Source organism: Hassallia byssoidea VB512170, assembly GCF_000817785.2.
In the GTDB taxonomy this organism is placed as follows: domain Bacteria; phylum Cyanobacteriota; class Cyanobacteriia; order Cyanobacteriales; family Nostocaceae; genus Hassallia; species Hassallia carrinoi.
This window is the reverse complement of the sequence record NZ_JTCM02000001.1, coordinates 167,283-190,790: the sequence shown is the minus strand read 5'-3', so window position 1 is coordinate 190,790 and position 23,508 is coordinate 167,283. Positions and strand designations below refer to the sequence as shown.

The following is a 23,508-nucleotide window of genomic DNA, read 5'->3' as shown; positions in this document are numbered from 1 at the left end:
ATTCCCCTGCCTTCTATAAGCTTTCCTGTTATATGGGGGCTTGAAATCCACATGGTTAACATAATTATGAATTATAAATTATGAATTATAAATTTTTCAATAGCGCATTCACTAGCGGTAAATAAAATATGGAAACGCGCACAAAAAATAGACGTAGGAAATTTATTTGAAATACTTTTCTCACGTCTAATTTGTTTATTAACGTCTGGAAATATGCCTTGTTTTTTGTCTAAGTTAAAGGCAAAGCATTAACTTCAGAAACATTTGACACCGCATGAACGGCATTTATAAAGTTTTGGGCGTAACGTTGGGTAGAAAAATCGAGGGCACGTTGTCGCGCTGCGACTGCGGCATTACGGGCAAATTCTTGGTCGTCAAGATAACGGAGAATTGCGATCGCTAATGCATCCGCGTCACCGTAAGGCGTTAACAGCCCATTTAAGCCGTCGGTAATTATCTCAGTCGGTCCGCCAGCATTGCCAGCAATCACGGGTTTGCCTAACGCCATCGCCTCGATCACCACCAAACCAAACGGTTCGTTATCAGAAGCATGAACAAATACGTCCATTGCTTGCATCCATTCTGGGACATTGCGCTGTAGCCCGACTGCCAGAACGCGATCGCTTAAGTTTAACGCTGTGATTTTCTCTTTTAAAAACTCCCCATAATCCGGTTCCAAGTCGTGCTTACCCCCAACTACCACGCAATGGGCATCGGGATACTTCTGCAAGACTTTCGGCATTGCCTCCACAACAACGTGCATTCCCTTCCAGCGTTGCAATCGCCCGACAATTCCAATTAAAGGTCCAGACAACGGCAAACCCAGCTTTGAGCGCATCGTGGCTGGAGTTGGCAGAACAGCCGGATCGAAACGGTCTAGCGCCACCCCTGGATGCACTAAATATACTGGGGTTTTCGGTAAGATTTGTGACTGCGCCTCTTGAATAGCTTTAGTAATTGTGACTACACCACGCGCTGGCATCAAATTGACCAGGCGCTTTAAAAAGCTTTTATTATCTGGAATTTCCTGCTGATACCACAGTGCAGGTATGCCAGCCAGCAGCGCTGCCAGCCCTCCCGTGAGGTGAGATAGCCACATCCAGCTGACGATAACATCTACACCTTCGCGCTTGATTATAGAAGCTATCTTGGCTGCGGTAGCGACTAAACGGTGCAATTCGCGCACGCGACTACCAAGCACAACTATAGCGGAAATACCAAGCGATCGCACTTGCTCTACCAACGGACCGTCTTCGTTAAAAATTACCAACCATTCGACATCCGCATGTCGTCCTTGTTGCAGCAAGTCCCAGAAAGTCATTTCACTTCCGCCGCGTTGTTCAGCCAGTGGCATTAGGATAGCAACTTTCATGTAATTGACCTCTGATTAATTACAGTCATGCCTTGAGATTGATTCGGCGTAGTAATTCCTTGATGCTGATAGTACTTATGCGCTGCCATAGCCATAGCCAAAAATCCCCAAAGAATCATCCCTGCTATACTTAGCATTCCGCTACCAATAATTAACTGGGCAAAGGCAGTAAAACCAATGGCGCGGGCAGCACTCAGAAAACTGTCGAAACGGGACTCTGTATATTTGAAAACTTGATAAATTATCAATATTAGCCCACCCAAATAAGGTATGGCTCCAAACCAGCCTAGGGTGAAAAACATATCTAAAATGCCACTATCAATGACAAATACTTCTATTTGACCAGTTTTTTCGTTGACTTTCCAAGTATTTCCAAACCCATTACCCAGAGTGTTAGAAAGGGCTACACTCAAGTTTCTGTCATAGCTGCTCGATCTATCCCGAAAGCTGCCATCTTCTTGAAGATTGACAAAAGTTTCAACACGTTTTGATACAACAGAGGAAATTGGCTCAATAGTCAGCAATGGCGCAACACACACTATCATCACCAAAATTATGGTAATTAAGCGCATTTGAATCCGCGCTTTTACCGAACCCATAATCATAATCATTCCGAATAACCAGCCCCCCCAATTGGTACGTGTTTGTGCAAGTAGAAACGACAAGTAGCCAGCTGCTGAGGCAGGAAAAATTAAAGGTCCCGATCTGGTGAACAATAACAGCAAACCAGCCTGCATTGTCGCACCAAACGGACCAATCGAGTGCATTGTACTCCAGACGCGCATCCCGAAAGGTTCAGGGTTTCCAGAACTGCTAGTCTGTAGTGATTTGACGAGCCAGTACCTGTCCCACTCCGGAGCTACCACGAATTGATATATACCGTAAACTCCTAAAATTAATACGCACCAAAGGAATGTGCGCTGAATGTTTTGGCGATAACTAGGATAATCTCGCCAGTTAATAAATAAGTGAAAACCGAAGAGGAGGGGAGTTAGCCAATCCAAAAGGCTGCGTGCCACCGGAACCGGTTGGTTGTGAACCAGTCCAATGAGAAAGCCATAGAACACCCCTGCAAAAGCCAAAATAAAAGGTAAGCCACCTTGACGATAGGCACTAGGAAGGTAACGGAATAAGGTGGCTATGGAAACGAACACCACTAAATAAGGTGCTACGAGCATCTGACGAGTAAAGTCCCAGCCAACTTGAAGGTCAACTAAGCGGGTAAATAACGCCGAGAGAAACCACATCCACCACGTAAAGCCTAGATAGAGAATCGGATGCCGCAAATAGAGGAATATGGCTGTTACAAAAGCTGCTATCGGATAGATTAAGCGCAGACTGGCAGTAGGACCAACGTAGCACGCTAAACAAATCAGTAAAAAGCCAAAAATTACTATCCAACCTTGTAGCGATCGCTCTTCTGGAGAATAATTTTGTTTCAAAAAAGGATTAAAAAGTATCTGCTTGGAAGTCACTGTACATCTCCAGGGTGCAGGTAGTTTGTTGAGAAGTTTTTCAAATTATAGTGCTGTTGCCATGTCTGCCAACCCTGAATTCGTCCCCGTAGAGATGCCAGCCACTTCTTAGATGCCAATTTTCCTTCACTGGGTAGCAATCGCAACCACTGTACAAAACCGAGCGCTTCTCGCGTACCGATTAATATTGCCCAAACTACAAATACAATACGTTGCACTGATGAAAAGTATTCTAGTAAAGCTAAGGTTTCATTATGTACGGCATTGCTCCAAGCGATGTGATTAAAATTATCTCGCTGGTCTTCATCAAAACGCTGTGCGGGATAGTGATCTACTGCGACTAACGGATCGAAAATAATTTTCCACCCCGCTCGTCTCAACGGCAGGGTGAATGCTAATTCAAAATGTACTTGGGCACCAGTACCTAGCATCCGCTCATCATAGCGCATTTTTTTCAGGGCGCAAAAGCGAAAACTCATATTCACTCCCTTGAGTACGTCTACCTCGCGGGCTGGTCCGACACCCAAGTGATGATTGCCAATCACCCGTCCAAACCACTGTACCCGACCGACACAGAAGCGATCGCCTACTTCTTTGATTTGAGTACCTATATACTGCCAGTCGCGTCCACCTACAGCACCGATGCTGCTATCTGACAAAAAGTAAGCTTCGATACGTTGCAGCCAATCAGCGTGTGGTGCCGCATCGTCGTCGGTTGTGGCAACGATATCTCCCTGCGCTACATCCAAACCTGCATTCATCGCTGCTACTACTCCCGGAACTTTCACGGTTACGGTGCGTAGTGGCAGCGAATCAGAGTTAAAGGTTTGCAAAAATGTCCAAGTTTCCGCATCAATATCACGCACCGTCACCAATACTTCATCTGCTTGCCGAGTTTGCTTTTTCAGCGCTTCCAGGCAACGCATCAGGTCTAGAGGTCGGCGATAGGTGGGTATGAGAACGGTGATACTGGTCATTTACTAACTCCTCAAATAAATCGACATAGCTTTGAGCTTTACTAGTCCAAGTATTTTGTTCTGCTATGGTGCGGGCAGCTTGACCCATTTTTTGCCGGAGATGGCGATCGCTTTTTAAAATACTCAGTGCCTGCGCCAAAGCGTTGGTATCATCGGAGTCTGCCAAAACAAATCCACAATCTGGTGTGACTATTTCTGCACCCCCTGCTGTGGTTGCGGTAATTACAGGTAGTCCTGATGCCATTGCTTCCATCATAACTAGGGTGCAAGCTTCGTAACGTGACGGAAATACGAATAAATCCGCTGTTTGCATAATTTGGGCAATGTCGCGCCGAAATCCCAAAAAGTGTACTCGCTCACTTAAGGATAGCGATGCTGCTAGTTGAGGATAAGGACTACCGGCGGTATCACCGACAACTGCCAAGTGTACCTCTGGAACTTGTACTAAGGCATGTAATACTGTATCCAAGTTTTTGCGATTGGTACGGATATCTCCTGCGAAAAGCGCTAAAGTTACATCTTCTGGTAGACCGAATTTTTGCCTTTCTGTAGCACCTGGAACAAACTCTTCCACATCCACACCATTCAAAATCACGCGAATGCGATCGCTTGAGATTCCAACGTCTTCTACCAATTCATTTTTGATTTTCTCAGATACTGCCACTGACACTTTCGCTTGACGAAATGCCTTTTTTTCCCAATAGGCGTTTAAATTTGTGTAGAGCCAATGGTAAACACCATAAATATTACGATTTACTCGTGATGTATGTACAGGCGATCGCAACCAAGAACTGTGTACAAACTGCGATGTATTTACATCTCCTTTCTCCGAAGTAATCGCACCGTAAACTTGTACTACATCAAATTCATGGCGATGTTTACGCAACCAAGCAGCGCTGTGCCGAGAAAACATCATTTCCCGCACAAGTTGCGTTGGAAAACCTTCAACGGGAAAATAAACCCAATTAACCTGGCTATTTTCCTGTAGTTCCGGAGCTACTTTTCTTGCTACTAAAGTGACGTGGTGTCCGCGACGAATCGCTTCCCAGACAATCTCATAGTTTGCCCGACCTTGACCATCACCTTTAATCACATATGGCGTAACAATACAAAGTTTCACAAACCACCTTCCTTTAAAATTAATTGATGACCGTGCAGTTCTTTTTTCACCAAGTTAGAAATTTCTAACTCTAATCAACTTAATTATTTCGCTCCTCCTAATAATTGATTGGCTAAACGTTGCGGAGTAAAGCTAAGAGTAAGTGCTGCTATAGTTCGCAAGTTAAACTTTTGTTCGTTAATTGCACACCAAAGATAAGAACGTGCTTCTGCTACCTGTTTAGTTCGCATCAAACCAATAGCCAAAGTTGTATTAGCTTCTAACCATTTTTGCTTAAAGTATGACTTAAACTCTTTTAGCCTGCTATCTTCCATAAACCGTTTGTAACAGAATATTTCATTTTTGGCTTTGCCGATTTTTGCTTGAGCATTTCGACTACCACTTTGCATAGTATCAGTTTGCTCATGAGCACGATAACGAGTTAGTCGTTCTGGATAATAATAAGTTCCATGACCAGAAATACAGCAGATGTATGTTAAATATATATCCCACATACCGCCAACTTCAGGAGGAATACTATCCCAATCAACAAAATCATTGCGAATCACACAAGCTGCGGCAGTGGGTATACTTTTATCTACTAACCCGATTTTGGCTAAATTTTGATGAACTCCTTGTGCAAGCTGGTCACGTTTATAACTGCGTGTATTTCCTTGGGTACCAGCATAATCAATTACGCCATTTGCATCTATAATATATTGATCGCAAAAAGCTAAAATTAAATCTGGATGTTCTTCTAACGGCGGAATAAGCTTTTCTAAAAAGTCTTCATTCCACATATCATCGTCGTGGAGACTAGCAACGTATTTTCCTCGTGCCATTTTGAATGCGTGCATTTGATTAGCAAACATGCCTTTATTTTCCGGTTGTCTCCAATATCGAATGCGTGTGTCACGAAAAGATTGAACTATTTCTTGAGTATTATCCGTACTACAATTATCAGAAATAATAATTTCAATATTTTGATAACTTTGTTTAATAGCACTAGCAACTGCTTGCTTCAGATAATTTGGTCGATTATAGGTAGGAATAATAACGCTAACTAAAGGTTGTTGGGATTCGTCTTTTAACATATTTACTCCCGGTCTTTTCTTGCTAAAAACAGTATTTAATTTATTATTCTGCACCCAAGTGACCTATTTTGCATTTATCTGATAGAATTATTTTTTTCCTTTATATGTATCTTTATGAGCTTTTAACGCTTTCACTGTTGATGGTTTTTTAAAGTTTAACATTCAATAATCACAGCAATTGTTCATAATTAAAATGCGATTAATATAGATTAATTCCACTTATTTATAAACAAATAATTCAATCTTATTTGTATCTAGCGCTCGATTTGTAAATGACTGTGGCATAAAAGTTAATAACATTGCCCCTATGCTTCTTAGACTCCGTTTTTTATTCTTTATCACATGCCAAAAATGAGAACGTGCAGCTATTGGTTGTTTAGCTTGCAGCAAACTCATCCCCAAACTGTATCTTGCTTCTAACAATCTGCGGTGAAAATATGGATGCAATTCATGTAACCTTGCATCTTTGATAAATTGCTCGTAGCAAAATATCTGATTATTTGCTTTGCGAATTCTCACTTGTGCATCGTCAGTCCTTGTATCCGATTGCGCGTGTGTGCGAAATCGCGCCAGTCTCTCTGGATAATAGTAAGCTCCAAGACCAGAACGGCAACAGAGATAATTTAGATACAAATCGTAGCAACCCCCAGCCTCAACTGGAAATGCATCCCAGTCCACAACATCTTTACGAATAACCGCAGCAACAACGCTTGCTACAGACATATCTACTATTCCCTGCTCATAAAAAGGTTGGTAAACACCTTCTTTTAAATTGTCCCTTTTAAATACCTGCGAACAATATTCTGTGTGAGCATAATCTATTTCGCTATCAGCATTCATCATGTAGTGATCGCAAAAAGCTAAAGCCAGATTAGAATCAGCTTCTAGAGGAGGAACAAGCTTTTCTAAAAAGTTCTTTTCCCAGATATCATCGTCGTGCAGACTGGCAACATATTTTCCTCGTGCCATTTTAAAGCCGTTGATAATATTAGCGACCATTCCTAAGTTTTGAGAATTTCGCCAAAAGCGAATTCGTGAATCATCAAAAGCATCAACTATTGGTTGGGGATTTACGCTGCTACAGTTATCACAAACAATGATTTCAATATTTTGATAAGTTTGTTGAACTGCACTAGCGATCGCTTGCTTAAGATATTCTGGACGATTATATGTTGGGATAATAACACTGACTAAAGGCTGATAAGTTTCGGTAGTATGTAACATGTTTTACCTAATTTTCTTTAATTAGTCAAAGCAATACACTTAATAATGAAGTATTTTAGTACATACCAAAGCACTATATTTGGTATGATTTCTATTGTCTAATTAAATTAAGTCAAATCAGAACTCCAATATAGTATTTTCATAAATTTTTTGCAGATGCTTTACATGAACATCCATTGTAAATTCTTTCATAAACAAAGCATGACCTTGTTCGCCTAGACAAACGCACTTTTGATAATTTGTAGATAAATCAGTAATTGCATCGGAAAGCTTTTTAATATCATTTGCTGTCACAAGAATACCTGTTTTTCCATCTTGTAAATGTTCTGGTATACCTCCTACTGCACCTGCAATTACAGGTCGATAACGAGCATAAGCTTCAAGAGTTACAAGACCAGCAGGTTCGGGCCAGACACTGGGAAAAATTACCGTAAAACATTCTTGATACAGTCTATTTAATTTGTCACTATCACACCAGCCATGCCAAACGATACGGTTAGTTAATCCGAGTTTTTCAGCTAACCTTTCCAAGCGGGGTCTATCCCATCCTTCACCTGCAATATCAAGCTGAATTCGCGGATTTGTATGTACTAAACTTTTCAGCAACCATTCTAACCCTTTATCAGGAACAATGCGTCCGACAAACAACATTCTCTGATTTTTATGTGTTTCTAAAGTTAGCGGTGCAGTGGCAGTTTGCGGAATGGGTATACCACACCGCAGAGTTACAGTTTGCTTGGCTGGCACACCATTTTTAATTAACTCTCGCCTTACATAATCACTATTAGCAATGAAAGTAACTTTTATGTTTTTTAAAATATTTTGTAGACGCTGAGTTTCTTTAAATTCATCAATAACTCTTGACGGTTTGCGGCTACCACATTTGTCTATTAGCTTGCCCCAGGTACATCCTAAATAAGAAAATTTTCGTTGACAAATAGTGTTTTGTTCTGCTAAATATTTTGTGCCACTAGGACAGTAGAAAGAGTGATTGTGAACTGTAAATATAACGGGACATTCACCTGTAAGATCTAATAGGAAATCTGGACTATGTAGGTGGAGCAATTTGAACTGACTCTGGTCAATATTTTTTAAGTTTTTAATTACGCGATCGCTCACACCAGGTATCTGATAATTCATCAGAGAAGTTAAATAAGTTTCTGCTCCTCCTTTGCCACCTACATGAAAACTAGAGCATTGATAAATTAGATTTTTATCAAAATTTTCCTGGCTCAATTTTTTTTTATTTGGCTCCGCACTATTAGTTAATACCATCACTTTTAAGCACTTATATTTCCTTATTTTTCACTAAAACTTACTTTTTTGCACTAGCTATAAATAATTGTCAAATATTTGACATAAATTCTGTTTGTAAAGTTCCTGGGTATATGTAACGGCAGTATTTCTCGCTGCTTTACTCATTTCTATGCGAATCGATTCGTTAGCAGCTAAAAAATCTAGTTTTTCGGTAATAGCTTTTTCGTCTCTGGGTGGTACAATAAATCCATTAACGCCATCTTCAATCAAGTCAGCAGCACCGCAATGAGAAGTAACAATTACAGGAAGTCCGCACGCCATTGCTTCGAGTGCTACCAATCCAAAACCATCTTCAACAGAAGGCAAAATGAATACTGAACACCGACTAAAGACTTGTTGGGGATCTTGGCTATTAAAATTCCAAAACTCCTGTTTAATATGAGAATTTTGACTTAGTGTTTTCTCTACTAAAAGTCGCATTTTACGAGTCGATGTACCTCCAACTAATAACAATTCCGAATTAGGTATTTTAGCTTGCAAAAAGGCAGGAATTAAATACTGAACACCTTTACGCGGTTCAATAGTACCTACATAAAGTGCGCGAAAAGTGGAGTCCGTTTTAAGAGAGGGATAAAACCTTTCAGTATTAATAAATGGAGGAAGAACAGTAATCTTATCTGCCGAAAACCCTGCATCAATAAATGTTTGTTTGGCAACCTTTGAAAGAACGACGATTAAATCAGCTTGTTTGCACTCCTGTGAAAATCGTTGCAGCATCTTTGGATTCATGGTTGCTACAGTAGATTCTCCGAGAAACTGTAGTTCTTGCTGAATTTGTTCCTGCATGAAGGGAAGATAATTATTGAGGCAATATAGCCAAGCCTTCGCACCTTTTGCTTTAGCTGTTTTAAAAGCTAGATGAGTTTGACCTGCTACCCCCATAATTAAATCGCAGGGAAGGAGTTGTAATTTTTTGCTTACTTGTTTGTCAAAATATAAATCGCTCAACAGTACAGCCCAATCATTGCGACGACGTAGCAGGGGGGTGGCAAGCAATCGTCTGCTCGATGCAGAATAACCGACGGGATAAACTGAGAAATCGGTTTGAGGTGTTTTAACATCTGCACAAATTACAGTTAAATCTGCTAGTTCGTTAAAACCTGCTGCTGCATTTGCTAAACAAACTCCCTGTCCTCCTGTACCTAAGCCTGTGTTGCAAGTGAGAATAACTTTCATGATTAACTTTTTACATTGTCAGTTAGTTAGTAACGGTTGAATTTGAGCAAAGTTTGTCTAAAATTTGGAAGTAATTTTCAACTAAGTTTATGTAGCTAAGTTCTTGTTGAAGAGCAGTTCGATCGAATGTCAGGGGACTACCTGAAAATTTTGCTGCGGCTACTTGGGCAATTACTTGAGCCATTGCTTCTGTATCTGTTGGTTCAACTAGCCAAACTCCTGGTTTATCCTTTAAATAATCCCAGTTTTCACCTTTAGGTACTGCTGCTAAAATTGGGCGATCGCTCATCAGATATTCGTAAGTTTTACATGAAATCCGTCCTCCAGAAGATCCGTCTGCTCGATTGGGCAAAGTTATCAGTAAAAGGTCTGCTTGTCTGGCATTTTGAATTGCTTGGGAGTGGGGTAAAGCACCGAAAACAGAAACGACATCTGTCAGATTTTGATTTTGCAATACCTTTTGTACTACAGATTCCGGGAAGCTGTTTCCGTAGATTTTTACATGAATCTTGTTCTCCCAGTTAGGATTTTGGGACATCGCTTGCTGCGCTGCTTTGCCAATAAAAATCGGACTCGAACTGCGGTAATCGATTTTTATCCTTTCATAGCTGCCTAACTTCATCCAAGCTCTGTAAAGTTTTTTAGGTAGTGTGTGTTCTTCAGGGCGATGATAAAAGTCATACCAGCCATTCATGCCGCCAGTATAAACAATTTTGAACGATTCGCTAACTACCGAATCAACGGGGGTGGAAAAATCTAACGGATCGGCACCGCAACGAATCAAGTGAAACTTTGATTGTTGGGATTTCGGTTGTCGTTTTTTGACAAGTTCCAGATTAAATTGGGAAACGTAAACTATTGCATCAGCTTGACGCACATAAAAATTTTCTAACCATCGTTCTAGCTGATGATGCAGCCAACTAGCAGAAACTGGATGCATATCAGTGCAACTAAGCGAGTCATCCAAGCTCAACACTAAAGGCAAACCTGTAAGCCACTTCAGAGCAATTCCTACTAAACCGGCTGAGTAAGGCATCATAAATACAAAAATAGCGCTACACTTCTGCCGCTTAATTAACTGATACCCTTTTATTAATGCCGGAATAAACCAAAAAATTTTGCTATCTGGCCATATCAAGAACATTAATAATTTATCTAGTTTCAGCTTGCCGATAAATTCAATTAAACGTTTTGGATACCAGCTTTTAACAAATTCGACGCTAGCTGCTTCATTCAAATAACCATTTTCTGTCCCAGTTAATATATTAATTTGCCAATGTTTTTGGAATTGTGTTAACAATTTTTTTGCTCTGATGGCAATCGGTTCCCTCAAGGGTGGTAGGTCATGGGCTATACAGAAAAGTGTTTGAGCATGTGGCGATTTTGAAGCGACATTGGATGTAGTAAAATAAGTATTGTTTTTAGAAGAAATTGATTTTGTCATAACTATTATTACTAATTTTTGATAAATATAATAACACCCTGTTTTGGGGAATGCGATCTAAGTATTATTTAAATTTATTCGCTTGGGGACGAGGACTTTGGGAAATGCAGAACCTTGTTTGATAAAGGTTCTGCATTTTAGAGAACGTCAATTTCTCGATTTGGCAGGCTGCCCAAAGAGCTGTAAGGTAGCTACTCTACTTGACCCATTTCATATTGTGTTTTGTGATATTCCCAAAGCTTGCCGTGTCGCTGTAGTAATTCTTGATATTTGCCTTGCTCTACTATACGTCCTCCTTCGAGTACTACGACTTTATCTGCTTGAGCGATGGTGGAGAGACGGTGAGCGATCGCAATTACTGTTCGACCTAGAGAAAGTTTTTCTAAAGACTCCTGAATCAAGCGCTCGGTCATAGAATCTAAGGCACTGGTTGCTTCGTCCAAAATCAGAATTTCTGGATCGCGCAATAAAGCACGAGCGATCGCAATCCGCTGCCGTTGTCCTCCAGATAATCGAACTCCGCGATCGCCTAATTGTGTCTCAAAACCTTCTCGCATCTCTTCAATAAATTCCAATGCATTTGCTAGTCGAGCTGCTTCTTTGATTTCAGCTTGAGTTGCCCCTTGTGTACCGTAAGCAATATTATTCCAGACAGAAGTGTTGAAAATAAATGTATCCTGACTGACCACAGCCATTTTGCTCCGCAGTGAGTTGATTTCAAACTGCCGCAAATCAACTCCATCAATCAGCACATGACCTTCTGTAGGATCGTAAAATCGGGGAATTAAATCAATCAGCGTACTTTTACCAGCACCGGTTGCTCCTACCAACGCTGTGGTTTTTCCCTGTTCAATGGTAAGGGTAACATTGTTCAGCACTAGATGACTGGGATCGTAGCCAAAATCCACAGATACTATGTCAATGGAATGCTTTAAGCCAGCAAATTGAATTGTACCGTTTTGCAAATAATGTTTATTGTCAGTTCTCAAAAGCTCTTTAATATTATCTGCTGAACCTTGCAGTGTACTAAGACCGGCTCTGACTCCATTAAAATCCTGGACGATTGGCACGATCCGAAACAATACAAAGAAGAATGTCAGTAATGAAGCAACTTGTAGTGTTCCATTAACAACAAAAATAGTAAACGCAAAAATAATCATACCGATGAGAATCGTGCTGGCTATACCTTCTGCCAGAGGTCTCACCATTGCAAAAGTTAATACAACTTTCGTTGAGGCACTTACTACATTATCACTAGCTTTCTGGAAGCGCCGGCGCTCAAATTCTTGAGTAGCAAATGCATTCACGGTGCGAATACCGTTAATAAATTCCATTGCTGTTGAAGTAAATTGACCGTTAGCAGTCGAAACTGCAAAACTTGTTTCTCGCGCTCTGGCATTCAGGGTTGACAATCCCACTCCCACCAAGGTAAATAGTAACAATGAAATAATAGAAAGCTGCCAGGACAGCACAAACATTGAGATAAAGTAGACAGTAGCTGTTATTGCTCTGGTTAGCAGAAAAGCTGCACCACTAAACCACTGCTTTATCCTCTCAATTTCTGTTGTAATGGTATTAAGAAGTTCGCCAGTACGAGTTTTAGAAAAGTAACTGAGTGGCAAGGATTGCAGCTGTTCAAAAATTCGCCTCCGCAAGCGATCGCCCAGATGTAACTGTACTAACTCAGTGTATACCTGTGCCAAATAATTGAATCCTGCCCGAATCCAGGTACTCAATAAAATTAAAATAGATATTTGGTATAGACGATGAATCGGTGATGCATTAGAAGCCAGAACCCAGATATCAAACCAGGCAACTCCTGTCTGAATTGGCTTGGCATTTGGAGTCGTTAACCCTTGCAAAAACTGCAACAGAAAACCGATAGTAAAACCCTCAAATGTTGCACCCAAAAATGAAAAAACTAAAGCCAGAATGGTGATTTTACGAAAGTGTTTAAACTCTCGCAAGATTAAATAGTTTTTCTCCCAAAACTTGGTAGTCTTAAACAAATTGCGAAATGATTGCGAAAGTTTTAAAATCATAAGTATTTTTTATACAATATTTTATCAAGGTAGACAAAGCGATCTCAGTACTATACAAAAAACTTGCTTAGGAAATAGCGCGGCAAATGAAGTCATCAATTACCGCACATTGGTACAGAAAGCTTTGGATATGTCAGGACAAGAATAAAGTTGCAGGGTGTGAATTTGTGGAAGCAACCACTATAACTGCCATCAATTAATTTTTGACACATTTGCTTTACGATCCGACCCGCATGGATTGAAAACTTTACACATTGAATAACTAGTATCCTACGTAAACGTCTTACATCATAAGTAAATCACGATGTTTGACTATCCAAATGCAACTTGTTTGATGTCTCTACCTCCCAAGAACCTGTAATTCCTGGCAGTTTATTGAGTTCTCGTTGTTTTTCCGAACTTAACCGCACAGCTTCTTCCAAAGTCCAGCAACGCGGTCCGACTAAACTCATTTCGCCCTGGAGAACATTAAATAACTGTGGTAGATTATCTATATTGTATTTACGCATCCAATGCCCTAGGCGTGTGACGTTTTGCTCATCTTCTGTGAGAGAGAAATTGTTGGCGCAAGCGTAAACGCAAAGCGGACTTGAGTCAGACATCGCTTTATCTTCTAGGGTTTTTTTGTTTACCGCAGTTGTGCGAAACTTGATCGCCCGAAACAGTTTACCGCGTTTTCCTACGCGCCACTCACGCTCAAAAAATGCTCCTGGGGAGTAAACACGCATCAGCAAAACTAATATCAGCATTACGGGACTGACTGCAAGCAAAAATACTAAGGCAACAATCCAGTCAAATAGCCGTTGCAACGATCTCCACGGACTACCTTGTTTGGACAGCTGTTCGGCAGAGGGTATGCGTAAAAATATTGGCTTCGACGCTTGTTCACACGCACTTGCCCAAACTTTTAGCCAGTACTCACCCAGCTTTGGATCTATGCGAACCAAACTTACTGGCGAATGTTCTAAGCACTTTACCAAGGATTGCTCTTTATCCAGTGAAGGCAGATATGGCTGCAAAACTTGTCCAGGAGCTTTCACCAACAATTGACCCCTTCGCCACTGGAGTGTGCAGTATGAACTACGATCCTGGTCTTGCTTGGTCACAGTATAGTAATTCTCTAAAGGCGGAATTATCGAAATTGTCATATGTTTTTGAGCTTATACAGTGGTAGATTGCCGACCTGACATCATAGGACTATCAATGCCAAATACTCTTGCCAAATCTTGCTTTATGCTCCAAAAAGGTGATGTTAATTAGGTGGAAAACATGAAACTATAACTTGCTTTATAGGCAAATGCACATCTTTCAAAACTTTTTCTAAAAAATGTACAAAAAAGTAACAATGCTAGTTCTTAGATAAATCTAAAAAAATAACTCCACTTTTTTGTTCTAGCTTTTTGGAGGAGGATTCAATATCTAGAATATAAGATACTGTAAAAATGACCAATGTTTAGATAGATTCTTTATTTACTCTTTAAATAGCCCGTCTGTTTCTCAGAGAATTATTAAGTTCATATGAATCCACTATCGTAGATCTACCCAATAAGCCTTTTATTAATATTGGTAAGTAATTCTAACATGATTGTATGAATGACTATCAAACATAAGCTTAATTAACAAAGCACCAATACAATCTATAACGCTCAATCAACCAGAAAATACACAAAAACTTTATATATTCATCTGATTTGATTTTCGCTCTTTTACAAAGCCGATACCAGGAGCATTAGAAAAAAGAAGAATTCTCAAGAGAAGACGCGCTTAATTACGTTTACTCCTGTTTTACTCTTTCCTGATGTGGTCTACTTGAGAGTAGGATTGCAAGCAAACAATACCGAGTAAGTAGCAATAAACGAAGGAGGTTCCCAGCCCCCTACCGATGAAAATGTTTTTATCGCTGAAATATTCTTTGTAAAATTATTAACATTTAGCCGAAATCTGAAAAAATGCTAATATTGCCCATATTAAAGGTATCATTGCTTTCGCTCCCTAAACTACTATCTTTTGGTAGAATTTTTTCTGGCACTTGCGCGATCGCTTGAAGCAATCTGCGTATAAAAGTTATATTTTATACTTTATCTACAATTTTACCTACCCTAAGGTAAAATTTCCTCTCTTGAGGCGCTCTCACGCATAAAACTAAGTATAGTGGGTATTTTATTATCTACCTTGCTAAAAACACCTATAACTAGTAAATTAGGTTATTTAAGTTACTGCATTTTCTCCAAATAATAGTATAAAAATAGCATGTTATACTGATTTATTTGTATCCCCAGAAAATTGTAGACGTGCAACGAAAGCAATTATTAAAAATGCCACCAATCAAAAGTTGCACAATCGCCACTGACAATTCAGAATAATATTGATTGCCAATGTCAAGGCAGTATTAGCAGCTCATTAATTACGTAGAAATCAGTCAAAAATGAAACAAGTAAACTTTTTAATAATTTTTATCTTTTGTTTAGCTTTGGCTTTATTTACTATAGAGAACACCAAACTAGCAACAATTTATATTGTTCCTGGAGTACAGGTACAAGCACCGATAGCAGTTGAGTTGCTACTAGCGACTGGCTTAGGCGCAGTTTTTGCGTGGCTATTTAGTATGTGGACACAATTGCAGCGACAACTATTGTCTAGTCCACAACGCAAACAAAATGTCCGAATTCAAGAACTAGAGTCGAAAATTGAACAGTACCAAGCCGAAGTTCAATCTTTACAACTTGCGCTACCTCCTTCGTCTGATTCCTCAACAAAAGAAACAGAGACGAATGTGCCGAACACGCGCTCTAGCAACGTCCAATAAGTCTACAGGGACTATTTATCCACTAAAACACCGACTTACTTAGGACTTGTTGATGGATCTACGCGAGCTATTGGAAACAATTGCACACCTGATTCACCAAGCCGAACAAGGGGAAATTGACCCTTGGGATGTGCAGGTAATTGAGGTAATTGACCGTTACTTAGAATTAATGGCACCGGAGACAACACGCATAGGCTATGAAGCTGATTTATCGCAATCCGGGCAGGCTTTTTTGTCAGCATCGATGCTGGTGTTGTTCAAGGCAAACACCTTGATCCAAATGCAAGCAGCAGCAGATGAACCAGACGTTGTACTAGATGATGTACAAAAAGACAACGATCCGGGGTTAGTATATTCTCTTCATCGGTTGCCATTAGAACGGGCATTGCGCCGTCGTCCGGCAGCGATGCCACCGCCAAAACGCCGCGTGACTCTGCAAGAGTTGATCGAGCAATTGCAGATCATGGAGAATCAACTCAAACTTGTACAGAAAGTCAGCAAACCTATCCGTCCCCGGCGTCAGCCCAGCATCCAAAGTATGCGGGCAGCACTAGAGTTAGCTCACCAGGAAAATCTGACGGAAGTGGCACAAGAACTGGAGGAAGTATTGCATCTGTCAGCCACAAAATTGTGCTTGTCAGAAAATTGGTTGAATTTGGAACAGTTAGTAGAATTGTGGACTCAGACAAAGAAACCATATCACAACAGTTCGGCACATAAATCAAAACACAGTCATCTAGTCAGCGTTTTCTGGGCATTACTATTGCTGTCGGCTCAATCTAAGGTAGAGCTATGTCAAGAAGAATTCTACCAGGAAATTAAAATTCGCTTACTCTCAAATTCTCCCAATACCTGATCGAATGTACCTGACGCAGAAAGAGGGGAAAGGGGGAAGGGGGAAGGGGAAAGGAAAAAGGGGAAAGGGGAAAGGGGAAAGGAAAAAGGGGAAAGGGGAGGCAGTGCGTTGCGTATTTTCCACTTCTACCGTTTTCGCTTTTAAGCTTAAGAGCGAAAAGCTGGCGCGTGATGCGCTATCTGCACCTGCCTATGATTGGGAAGAAGGGATTTTCATAATTACAGGTGTACGCAGTTCTTTCAGGACTAGTTGGTGCAAGTGTAAGGGGAGGAACATAGATGATTTACAGATTTTGATAAATGCAAACCCCAAAATCCGAGTAAATTGAAAAGATAACCGATCGCTTGTCATCTTGCGAGAGCCTATGCTTACACCTAAAGCGAACATTCGTGTATCGAGTGCTTTTAAGGATGACTTAGAGCAAAATTAAACTGATGATTAAGTATCATTCGATCAAAGTAAACTGGCTTGTGGTTGAGGAATAAACTTTTATGAAGGCGATGATTCTCGCTGCGGGTAAAGGTACTCGCGTGCGTCCGATTACCTACACAACTCCCAAACCGATGATTCCCATCCTGCAAAAGCCAGTGATGGAATTTTTACTAGAACTGTTACGTCAGCATGGCTTTGACCAAATTATGGTTAACGTTAGCCATTTGGCTGAAGAAATTGAAAACTATTTCCGTGATGGTCAGCGGTTTGGCGTGCAGATTGCATATTCCTTTGAAGGGCGAATTGATGACGAAGGTAAACTGGTAGGGGAAGCTATTGGTTCGGCTGGCGGAATGCGGCGTATCCAAGACTTCTCGCCGTTTTTTGACGATACCTTTGTAGTGTTGTGCGGCGACGCTTTGATTGACCTAGATTTATCAGCTGCGGTTAAGTGGCATAAATCCAAAGGGTCGATCGCTACCATTATTACCAAATCTGTCCCACTCGAAGAAGTTTCTAGTTACGGTGTGGTCGTCACCGATGAAGATGGTCGCGTCAAAGCATTCCAAGAAAAACCGTCAGTAGAAGAAGCTAAGAGTACCAATATCAATACGGGTATTTACATCTTTGAGCCAGAGGTATTTAATTATATCCCCTCCGGCGTAGAGTACGACATCGGTGGCGAATTGTTTCCCAAATTGGTAGAAATAGCTGCCCCCTTCTACGCCATTCCGATGGACTTTGAATGGGTAGATATTGGTAAAGTACCAGACTATTGGCGAGCGATTCGCGGTGTGCTGCTACGCGAAATTAAAAACGTGCAAATTCCCGGTCACGAAGTTGCTCCAGGAATCTACACTGGCTTAAATGTTGCCGTAAATTGGGACAAAGTGGATATCACAGGTCCTGTTTACATCGGTGGCATGACCAGGATAGAAGACGGCGCAAAAATTGTCGGACCGACGATGATTGGTCCGAATTGCTGGGTATGTAGTGGGGCAACCGTAGACAACAGCGTGATTTTTGAATACTCGCGCCTGGGTCCTGGGGTAAGCTTGGTTGATAAGCTGGTGTATGGGCGTTACTGCGTTGATAAAACTGGCGCGTCGATAGATGTCAAAGCTGCGGCTTTAGACTGGTTAATTACCGATGCTCGTCAAGCACTACCATCTCATACCCCAGCTGAACGGCAAGCGATCGCTGAGTTGTTGGGGACAAACGGCAGTTAGGGAATGGGGAATGGGGAATGGGGAATGGGGAATGGGTAATGGGTAATGGGTAATGGGTAATGGAAAATGGGGAATGGGGAATGGGGATTTTCTTCCGGGGAAAGGGGAAGAATTATTCCCAATTACCAATTACCAATTACCAATTACCAATTACCAATTACCAATTACCTATTACCCATTCCCTAACCATTAAGATATGTGTACCGCCGCAAACTCTGTTCGTAAGTTTGTAGCAGTCGCTGAGATTCCGCTAGGGTGATGCGATTTTCTTCTAAAGCGTGTTCGCAACGCTGGCGGATTTTTTCTACCAGATCCTCGGAGTCGTACTGCACGTAGCTGACTACTTCGCTCATGGTGTCACCTTTGACGACGTGTTCAATCTGATAACCTTTGGGGGTTAGTTGGATATGAACAGCGTTGGTGTCGCCAAATAAGTTATGCAAATTGCCCATGATTTCCTGGTAAGCTCCATTCAGGAACATCCCTAAATAGTAAGGTTCTCCTGGTTTGAAGTTGTGCAGTTCTAAAACTGACTTGACATCGCGCAGGTCAATAAAGCGGTCTATTTTGCCGTCACTGTCGCAGGTAAGATCCGCCAAAATCCCTCGCCGCGTCGGTTCTTCTCCCAAGCGGTGTATCGGCATGATCGGGAATAGTTGGTCGATCGCCCAACAATCTGGTGCTGATTGAAACACTGAAAGATTGATGTAGTAGATGGAAGCCATGATTTTCTCTAGGTCTTCCAGCTCGTCGGGTACGTATTCCTGCTGACGGGTAATGTCAAGAATTTTATGACAACAAGCCCAGTAGAGCCGCTCTGCTTTGGCTCGTTCTCTCAAGCGCAAAATTCCCAAGTTAAAGCGGCTGATGGCTTCTTCTTTGAATTGAGCGGCATCGTGGTAGAACTCTTGAAAATTCTCTTTGTTGATGCCTTGGTAGGTTTCCCAAAGGTAATTAATAACCGGGGATTCTCCTTCTTCTGGGGGTTCTGGTGGGTCGAGGGGAATCTCGCTGGTACTGAGAACGTCAAAAATTAGCACCGATTGATGGGAGGCGATCGCTCGTCCACTTTCGCTAATCAGTGTTGGTACGGCTATTTCCCGTTCGGCACAGGTATCTTTTAACTCTGCCACGATATCGTTGGCATAGTTTTGCATGTTGTAATTTTTCGAGGCATAGAAGTTGGTTTGCGAGCCGTCGTAATCTACACCCAAGCCACCGCCGACATCAAGATATTTCATGTCAGCTCCCAGCATCGCCAATTCTACGTAGATGCGGCTGGCTTCTTGAATGGCATCTTTAATTACATTAATGGCGGAGATTTGCGAACCGATGTGGAAGTGCAACAACTGCAAAGAATCGAGCAAATCAGCTTGGCGTAACTTGTCAACTGCATCGATAATTTCCGGCATTGTCAAACCAAATTTAGCGCGATCGCCGCTAGATGTTCCCCAGCGTCCCATGCCTTGGGTACTGAGTTTAGCACGAACTCCCAAAATTGGTTTAATTCCTAACTGGCGATTGGCATCAATTACCAAATCGACCTCTTCAATCTGTTCTAAGACGATTATCGGGGTCTGCCCTAGTCTTTGAGCCAACATCGCGGTTTCGATGTATTCCCGGTCTTTGTAGCCATTGCAAGTTAACAATGCTCCCGGTGTATCCAGCATAGCTAAAGCAATCATTAACTCTGGCTTAGAACCTGCTTCTAAGCCAAATTGATGCGGTTTGCCAAATTTTACCAAATCTTCAATTAAGTGCCGCTGCTGGTTGCACTTGACGGGAAACACGCCACGATAAATGCCAGGGTAGTTGTAACGGGCGATCGCTTTAGCGAAACATGCATTTAATCGCTCAATCCGGTCTGACAAAATATCGGAAAATCGAATTAACAAAGGTAAGCCTAAATTACGCTGCTTTAGGGCATTGACTAATTCAAATAAATCTAGAGAACCTCCGCGATCGCCTTTGGGAGAAACCGTGATATGACCAGCCGCGCTAATCGAAAAATAAGGCTGTCCCCAACCTTCGATGCGGTAAAGGGCTTCACTATCCTCAATTTTCCAGTTTCCGCGAGGCGCCTCGCTAGTGGTACTTGGTGGTAGCAGCTTTTTTTGCTTTTGATTCTTCACTTCAGCTTTATGTCCATTAGCCGGAGGTTGCACCACCTCTTCCGATGCACCAGTTAACTCAACACGCATTTCTTCCTGACCTCTGTGTGTCACCCACAAGTAATCAATTTAACGCATTAACAAAGCAACGCATATGCACCCAGAGATGATTTCTAAGATAAACTCTGATTGGTCATTGGTCATTGGTCAAGAGTCAACAGTCAACAGTCAATGGTCAATGGTCAATCTTTGGACTCTTGACTTTAGACTTTGGACTTTAGATTATGGACTACTAACAAATTCGTTAAGTTTGAGGAGATGACAATGGAACGCACATTTTTAGCAATTAAGCCTGATGGGGTGCAGCGCGGACTGGTGGGTGAGATTATCCGTCGCTTTGAAACGAAAGGCTTTACTCTGGTTGGCTTGAAGTTTCTCAAACCCAGTCGGGAATTGGCTGAAGCGCACTACGATGTTCACCGCGAAAGACCCTTTTTTGCTGGGTTGGTGGAGTTTATCACCTCTGGACCGGTGGTAGCGATGGTTTGGGAAGGTGATGGCGTAATCGCCTCTGCCAGAAAGATAATTGGCGCTACAAACCCTCTGAATGCGGAACCAGGGACAATTCGGGGCGATTTCGGCGTAAATATTGGTCGCAACATCATACACGGTTCCGATGCTCCGGAAACCGCCCAAAAGGAAGTTTCCCTGTGGTTTAAGGAAGATGAATTAGTCGATTGGCAACCCGATATTATGCGTTGGTTGCACGAGTAATTTAGGGAATGGGGAATGGGGAATGGGGAATGGGGAATTGGGAATGGGGAATGGGGAATGGGGCAGGACAAGGGGACAAGGAGACAAGGAGACAAGGAGACAAGGAGAATAATTCTTTCTCCCCATCCCCCCCTCTCCCCATCCCCCCCTCTCCCTACTCCCCAACGCCAGGTGCTTCAAGCCGGGGAACCCGTCCAACGCACTGGCTCCTCCCCACTCCCCACTTTCTACTCCCTACTCCCTTCCACTACTTCGCTCTTTTCCGGTTCTTCTGATAATTCTGGGGTAGTGCGCTTAGAAAAGCCCCAGGCAAAAACGAGGGCGATCGCACCAATCATCGCCCATTCTGGCGGGACAAAGCTATCGTTGACGACTTTCAGGAGCAAGCGCAAACCTACTAACGCTACAGTGATATAGCCTGCGTCCTCTAAATAGACATACTCATCCAACCACTTGATAAACAAACCCGCCATATATCGCAGGGTGATAATACCAATAGTTGCCCCTGTGAGTACCAACCATTTTTCTTGAGAAACTGCGATCGCTGTTGTCACACTATCCAAAGAAAATGCTAAATCCGTGAAAGCAATCACGGGGATCGCTTGCAATAATGAGTTAAAGCGCGGACCGTGATGCTGGTTATCTTCGCCTTCTTCTGAGGTAAAATGTTGGAATACCAGCCATAGCAAGTAAGCAGCACCCAATACGTTAAATTGCCAAAATTGTTGCACCCAAGTTGCGGTAAGAATTAGGCTGATGCGTAGCACGTAGGCAACGACTAAGCCGACATTTAGTGCTTTACGTTCGAGTTCTTTGTCTTCGAGTCCTTGAGCGATCGCAGCGAGGGCGATCGCGTTGTCAGCAGATAGTACAGCCTCTAGTAAAATCAGAACGAGTAAGACTAGAGGCGCTTCGACGCTGAAGTGAAAGTGAAGATAATCAAAAATTTGGTCTAACATTCAGATTTTTTTTAAACCGCACCTTGAAAAAGTCAGTATAAGGGCAAGTGTAAATTGAAAATAAAGATTCATTTCCCTCTTTAATACAGCTTAACAGGCAAGCGGGTGATTTCTGTTTATGCGCTATGCGCGATTTGACGGCACGCAAGCGCGGATTTTACTCTCACTAAAAATTTTTGGGCGTTGCGTATTTTCGGGATGATTTTGTGATACATGTCAAAAATTGAACGTATTGTAGAGACGTTCCGTCGGAACGTCTCTACGATTCATCCCACCATTATGCAATGCCAATTTTTGCGTATTGTGAAGGTAACGCGATCGCCTAAAACCTACATCCCTAATTCTGTGCGATCGCCTACAGCTTACCTTAACAACATGAGCCAGTGCGATCGCTTCTGCCATAAAATTATTTATAAATCATTAAGCTTTATTGCTTTTTTTCCTCTCCAGAAGGATTTTGACGATATTTTTCAGCTAAATCATCACTACGAAATTGAAAGCGAAAAACTACCTTGCGATCGCTTGGGTTATCGCGAGTTTTATCAGCTTCTATTTCTCCACGACCGGCGGCTAATATTTTTTGGCTTAAAGGTACTAAGGTTGGAAAATTCATTTCCGAGAAAATGTACCGATAAACTGAAGCCGAACGCAGTAAACTAAGTTGTAAGTTAGTTTGGTAGTCTCCTTCAGAACTGGTGTGACCCTCTATAACTACGCGGCTAACTTCTTTCTCAAATTCAGGTTTGGAGAAAATCACCCTGCTGTAAACAGGAATAAAGCCGCGCAGAAAGTCTTTACCTTCGGGTTTCAGTTCGGTACTTCCCTTCGCAAACAAAATCGATTCTTGGATACTTACATCTCCTGTTTCGGGGTTGACTTTGACATTAATGTTGTTACTTTTCATTTGTCCCACAACATTGCCGATTACCACTCGTTTTGGTGCATCTTTCTCTGCAAGCTGGAGTAGCGCAGTGATAAAAAGTAGCATAAAAAACATCAGCAAACCTGACATCAAATCGCCAATAGATAAATAGATGCTAGAATCATCATCCTCAGCAATTTCTGATTCAAAAAAATCGCCTTTTGTGAAATCATTCATGATGGTTATTACCGTTACCTAT

At 41.8% G+C, this 23,508-nt stretch carries 20 protein-coding genes; 5 read left to right on the top strand and 15 right to left on the bottom strand.

The features are described from left to right. Positions 1-229: 229 nt before the first annotated feature. The 11 genes from PI95_RS00925 to hepC form a co-directional block, all read right to left on the bottom strand. Positions 230-1,372 (bottom strand): glycosyltransferase family 4 protein, encoded by a 1,143-nt coding sequence (locus tag PI95_RS00925; protein WP_039752958.1) that lies wholly within the window; start codon positions 1,370-1,372, stop codon positions 230-232. Then, entirely contained in the window at positions 1,369-2,847 is a 1,479-nt protein-coding gene (locus PI95_RS00920) for a glucose-6-phosphate isomerase (protein ID WP_052325775.1), read from the bottom strand. The genes PI95_RS00925 and PI95_RS00920 overlap by 4 nt, the downstream gene beginning before the upstream one ends. Next, complete coding sequence (locus tag PI95_RS00915) at positions 2,844-3,824, bottom strand: glycosyltransferase family 2 protein (protein ID WP_039752960.1); 981 nt, start codon at positions 3,822-3,824, stop codon at positions 2,844-2,846. Before PI95_RS00915 ends, PI95_RS00920 begins: the two co-directional genes overlap by 4 nt. Then, positions 3,727-4,944: a glycosyltransferase gene (locus tag PI95_RS00910; RefSeq protein ID WP_039752961.1), complete on the bottom strand. Its 1,218-nt coding sequence runs from the start codon at positions 4,942-4,944 to the stop codon at positions 3,727-3,729. Before PI95_RS00910 ends, PI95_RS00915 begins: the two co-directional genes overlap by 98 nt. Positions 4,945-5,027: 83 nt before the next feature. Then, entirely contained in the window at positions 5,028-6,017 is a 990-nt protein-coding gene (locus tag PI95_RS00905; RefSeq protein WP_039754043.1) for a glycosyltransferase family 2 protein, read from the bottom strand. Between the two features lie 219 nt (positions 6,018-6,236). Continuing rightward, complete coding sequence (locus PI95_RS00900) at positions 6,237-7,241, bottom strand: glycosyltransferase family 2 protein (RefSeq protein WP_039752962.1); 1,005 nt, start codon at positions 7,239-7,241, stop codon at positions 6,237-6,239. 117 nt (positions 7,242-7,358) lie between these two features. Continuing rightward, entirely contained in the window at positions 7,359-8,477 is a 1,119-nt protein-coding gene (locus tag PI95_RS00895; protein WP_039754044.1) for a glycosyltransferase family 4 protein, read from the bottom strand. Between the two features lie 96 nt (positions 8,478-8,573). Beyond that, a complete protein-coding gene (locus tag PI95_RS00890) occupies positions 8,574-9,734 on the bottom strand; it encodes a glycosyltransferase family 4 protein (RefSeq protein ID WP_039752963.1) in 1,161 nt (386 codons plus the stop codon). Between the two features lie 22 nt (positions 9,735-9,756). Then, the gene (locus PI95_RS00885; protein WP_163518482.1) at positions 9,757-11,178 is read right to left on the bottom strand and encodes a glycosyltransferase; all 1,422 of its coding nucleotides are present in this window, start codon (positions 11,176-11,178) and stop codon (positions 9,757-9,759) included. Positions 11,179-11,369: 191 nt separating this feature from the next. Continuing rightward, positions 11,370-13,220 carry a heterocyst formation ABC transporter subunit HepA gene (gene hepA, locus PI95_RS00880; protein WP_039752965.1) on the bottom strand — a complete coding sequence of 617 codons (1,851 nt, stop codon included), beginning with the start codon at positions 13,218-13,220 and terminating at the stop codon, positions 11,370-11,372. Between the two features lie 299 nt (positions 13,221-13,519). Beyond that, positions 13,520-14,368: a heterocyst development glycosyltransferase HepC gene (gene hepC, locus PI95_RS00875; RefSeq protein ID WP_039752966.1), complete on the bottom strand. Its 849-nt coding sequence runs from the start codon at positions 14,366-14,368 to the stop codon at positions 13,520-13,522. 1,277 nt (positions 14,369-15,645) lie between these two features. Between hepC and PI95_RS00870 the strand changes: the two genes are divergently transcribed. The 3 genes from PI95_RS00870 to PI95_RS00860 all read left to right on the top strand — a co-directional run bounded on the left by PI95_RS00870 (position 15,646) and on the right by PI95_RS00860 (position 18,543). Beyond that, a complete protein-coding gene (locus tag PI95_RS00870) occupies positions 15,646-16,026 on the top strand; it encodes a lipopolysaccharide assembly protein LapA domain-containing protein (protein ID WP_039752967.1) in 381 nt (126 codons plus the stop codon). A gap of 52 nt (positions 16,027-16,078) precedes the next feature. After that, on the top strand, positions 16,079-16,882 hold the full coding sequence (locus PI95_RS00865; RefSeq protein WP_039752969.1) for a segregation/condensation protein A: 804 nt from the start codon (positions 16,079-16,081) through the stop codon (positions 16,880-16,882). A gap of 491 nt (positions 16,883-17,373) precedes the next feature. Continuing rightward, entirely contained in the window at positions 17,374-18,543 is a 1,170-nt protein-coding gene (locus PI95_RS00860) for a nucleotidyltransferase family protein (RefSeq protein ID WP_039752972.1), read from the top strand. 182 nt (positions 18,544-18,725) lie between these two features. Here PI95_RS00860 and speA read toward each other — a convergent pair whose 3' ends face one another. Continuing rightward, positions 18,726-20,744, bottom strand: a complete 2,019-nt coding sequence (gene speA, locus PI95_RS00855) for a biosynthetic arginine decarboxylase (protein WP_039754047.1) — start codon at positions 20,742-20,744, stop codon at positions 18,726-18,728. A gap of 234 nt (positions 20,745-20,978) precedes the next feature. Here speA and ndk point away from each other — a divergent pair, with 234 nt between their 5' ends. Together ndk and PI95_RS00845 are read left to right on the top strand one after the other, a co-directional pair. Continuing rightward, positions 20,979-21,428 carry a nucleoside-diphosphate kinase gene (gene ndk / locus PI95_RS00850; protein WP_039752973.1) on the top strand — a complete coding sequence of 150 codons (450 nt, stop codon included), beginning with the start codon at positions 20,979-20,981 and terminating at the stop codon, positions 21,426-21,428. An 8-nt stretch (positions 21,429-21,436) separates the two neighbouring features. Continuing rightward, a complete protein-coding gene (locus tag PI95_RS00845; RefSeq protein WP_163518481.1) occupies positions 21,437-21,703 on the top strand; it encodes a hypothetical protein in 267 nt (88 codons plus the stop codon). Here PI95_RS00845 and PI95_RS00840 read toward each other — a convergent pair. The 3 genes from PI95_RS00840 to PI95_RS00830 form a co-directional block, all read right to left on the bottom strand. Beyond that, positions 21,656-22,387, bottom strand: coding sequence for a TerC family protein (locus tag PI95_RS00840; RefSeq protein WP_039752974.1), 732 nt, complete (start codon positions 22,385-22,387; stop codon positions 21,656-21,658). The two genes, PI95_RS00845 and PI95_RS00840, sit on opposite strands and share 48 nt — an antisense overlap. 216 nt (positions 22,388-22,603) lie before the next feature. After that, complete coding sequence (locus PI95_RS00835; RefSeq protein WP_163518479.1) at positions 22,604-22,789, bottom strand: hypothetical protein; 186 nt, start codon at positions 22,787-22,789, stop codon at positions 22,604-22,606. Positions 22,790-22,814: 25 nt separating this feature from the next. Beyond that, the gene (locus tag PI95_RS00830) at positions 22,815-23,486 is read right to left on the bottom strand and encodes an OmpA/MotB family protein (RefSeq protein ID WP_039752975.1); all 672 of its coding nucleotides are present in this window, start codon (positions 23,484-23,486) and stop codon (positions 22,815-22,817) included. Positions 23,487-23,508: the final 22 nt, after the last annotated feature.

Coding starts and splice junctions, on each gene's coding strand:
- PI95_RS00845 (WP_163518481.1), top strand. CDS start 21,437: ATGGGGAATGGGGAATGGGGAATGGGGAATTGGGAATGGGGAATGGGG.
- PI95_RS00890 (WP_039752963.1), bottom strand. CDS start 9,734: ATGAAAGTTATTCTCACTTGCAACACAGGCTTAGGTACAGGAGGACAG.
- PI95_RS00865 (WP_039752969.1), top strand. CDS start 16,079: ATGGATCTACGCGAGCTATTGGAAACAATTGCACACCTGATTCACCAA.
- hepA (WP_039752965.1), bottom strand. CDS start 13,220: ATGATTTTAAAACTTTCGCAATCATTTCGCAATTTGTTTAAGACTACC.
- PI95_RS00915 (WP_039752960.1), bottom strand. CDS start 3,824: ATGACCAGTATCACCGTTCTCATACCCACCTATCGCCGACCTCTAGAC.
- PI95_RS00860 (WP_039752972.1), top strand. CDS start 17,374: ATGAAGGCGATGATTCTCGCTGCGGGTAAAGGTACTCGCGTGCGTCCG.
- speA (WP_039754047.1), bottom strand. CDS start 20,744: ATGCGTGTTGAGTTAACTGGTGCATCGGAAGAGGTGGTGCAACCTCCG.
- PI95_RS00900 (WP_039752962.1), bottom strand. CDS start 7,241: ATGTTACATACTACCGAAACTTATCAGCCTTTAGTCAGTGTTATTATC.
- hepC (WP_039752966.1), bottom strand. CDS start 14,368: ATGACAATTTCGATAATTCCGCCTTTAGAGAATTACTATACTGTGACC.
- PI95_RS00870 (WP_039752967.1), top strand. CDS start 15,646: ATGAAACAAGTAAACTTTTTAATAATTTTTATCTTTTGTTTAGCTTTG.
- PI95_RS00905 (WP_039754043.1), bottom strand. CDS start 6,017: ATGTTAAAAGACGAATCCCAACAACCTTTAGTTAGCGTTATTATTCCT.
- PI95_RS00840 (WP_039752974.1), bottom strand. CDS start 22,387: ATGTTAGACCAAATTTTTGATTATCTTCACTTTCACTTCAGCGTCGAA.
- PI95_RS00830 (WP_039752975.1), bottom strand. CDS start 23,486: ATGAATGATTTCACAAAAGGCGATTTTTTTGAATCAGAAATTGCTGAG.
- PI95_RS00925 (WP_039752958.1), bottom strand. CDS start 1,372: ATGAAAGTTGCTATCCTAATGCCACTGGCTGAACAACGCGGCGGAAGT.
- PI95_RS00835 (WP_163518479.1), bottom strand. CDS start 22,789: ATGGCAGAAGCGATCGCACTGGCTCATGTTGTTAAGGTAAGCTGTAGG.
- ndk (WP_039752973.1), top strand. CDS start 20,979: ATGGAACGCACATTTTTAGCAATTAAGCCTGATGGGGTGCAGCGCGGA.
- PI95_RS00885 (WP_163518482.1), bottom strand. CDS start 11,178: ATGACAAAATCAATTTCTTCTAAAAACAATACTTATTTTACTACATCC.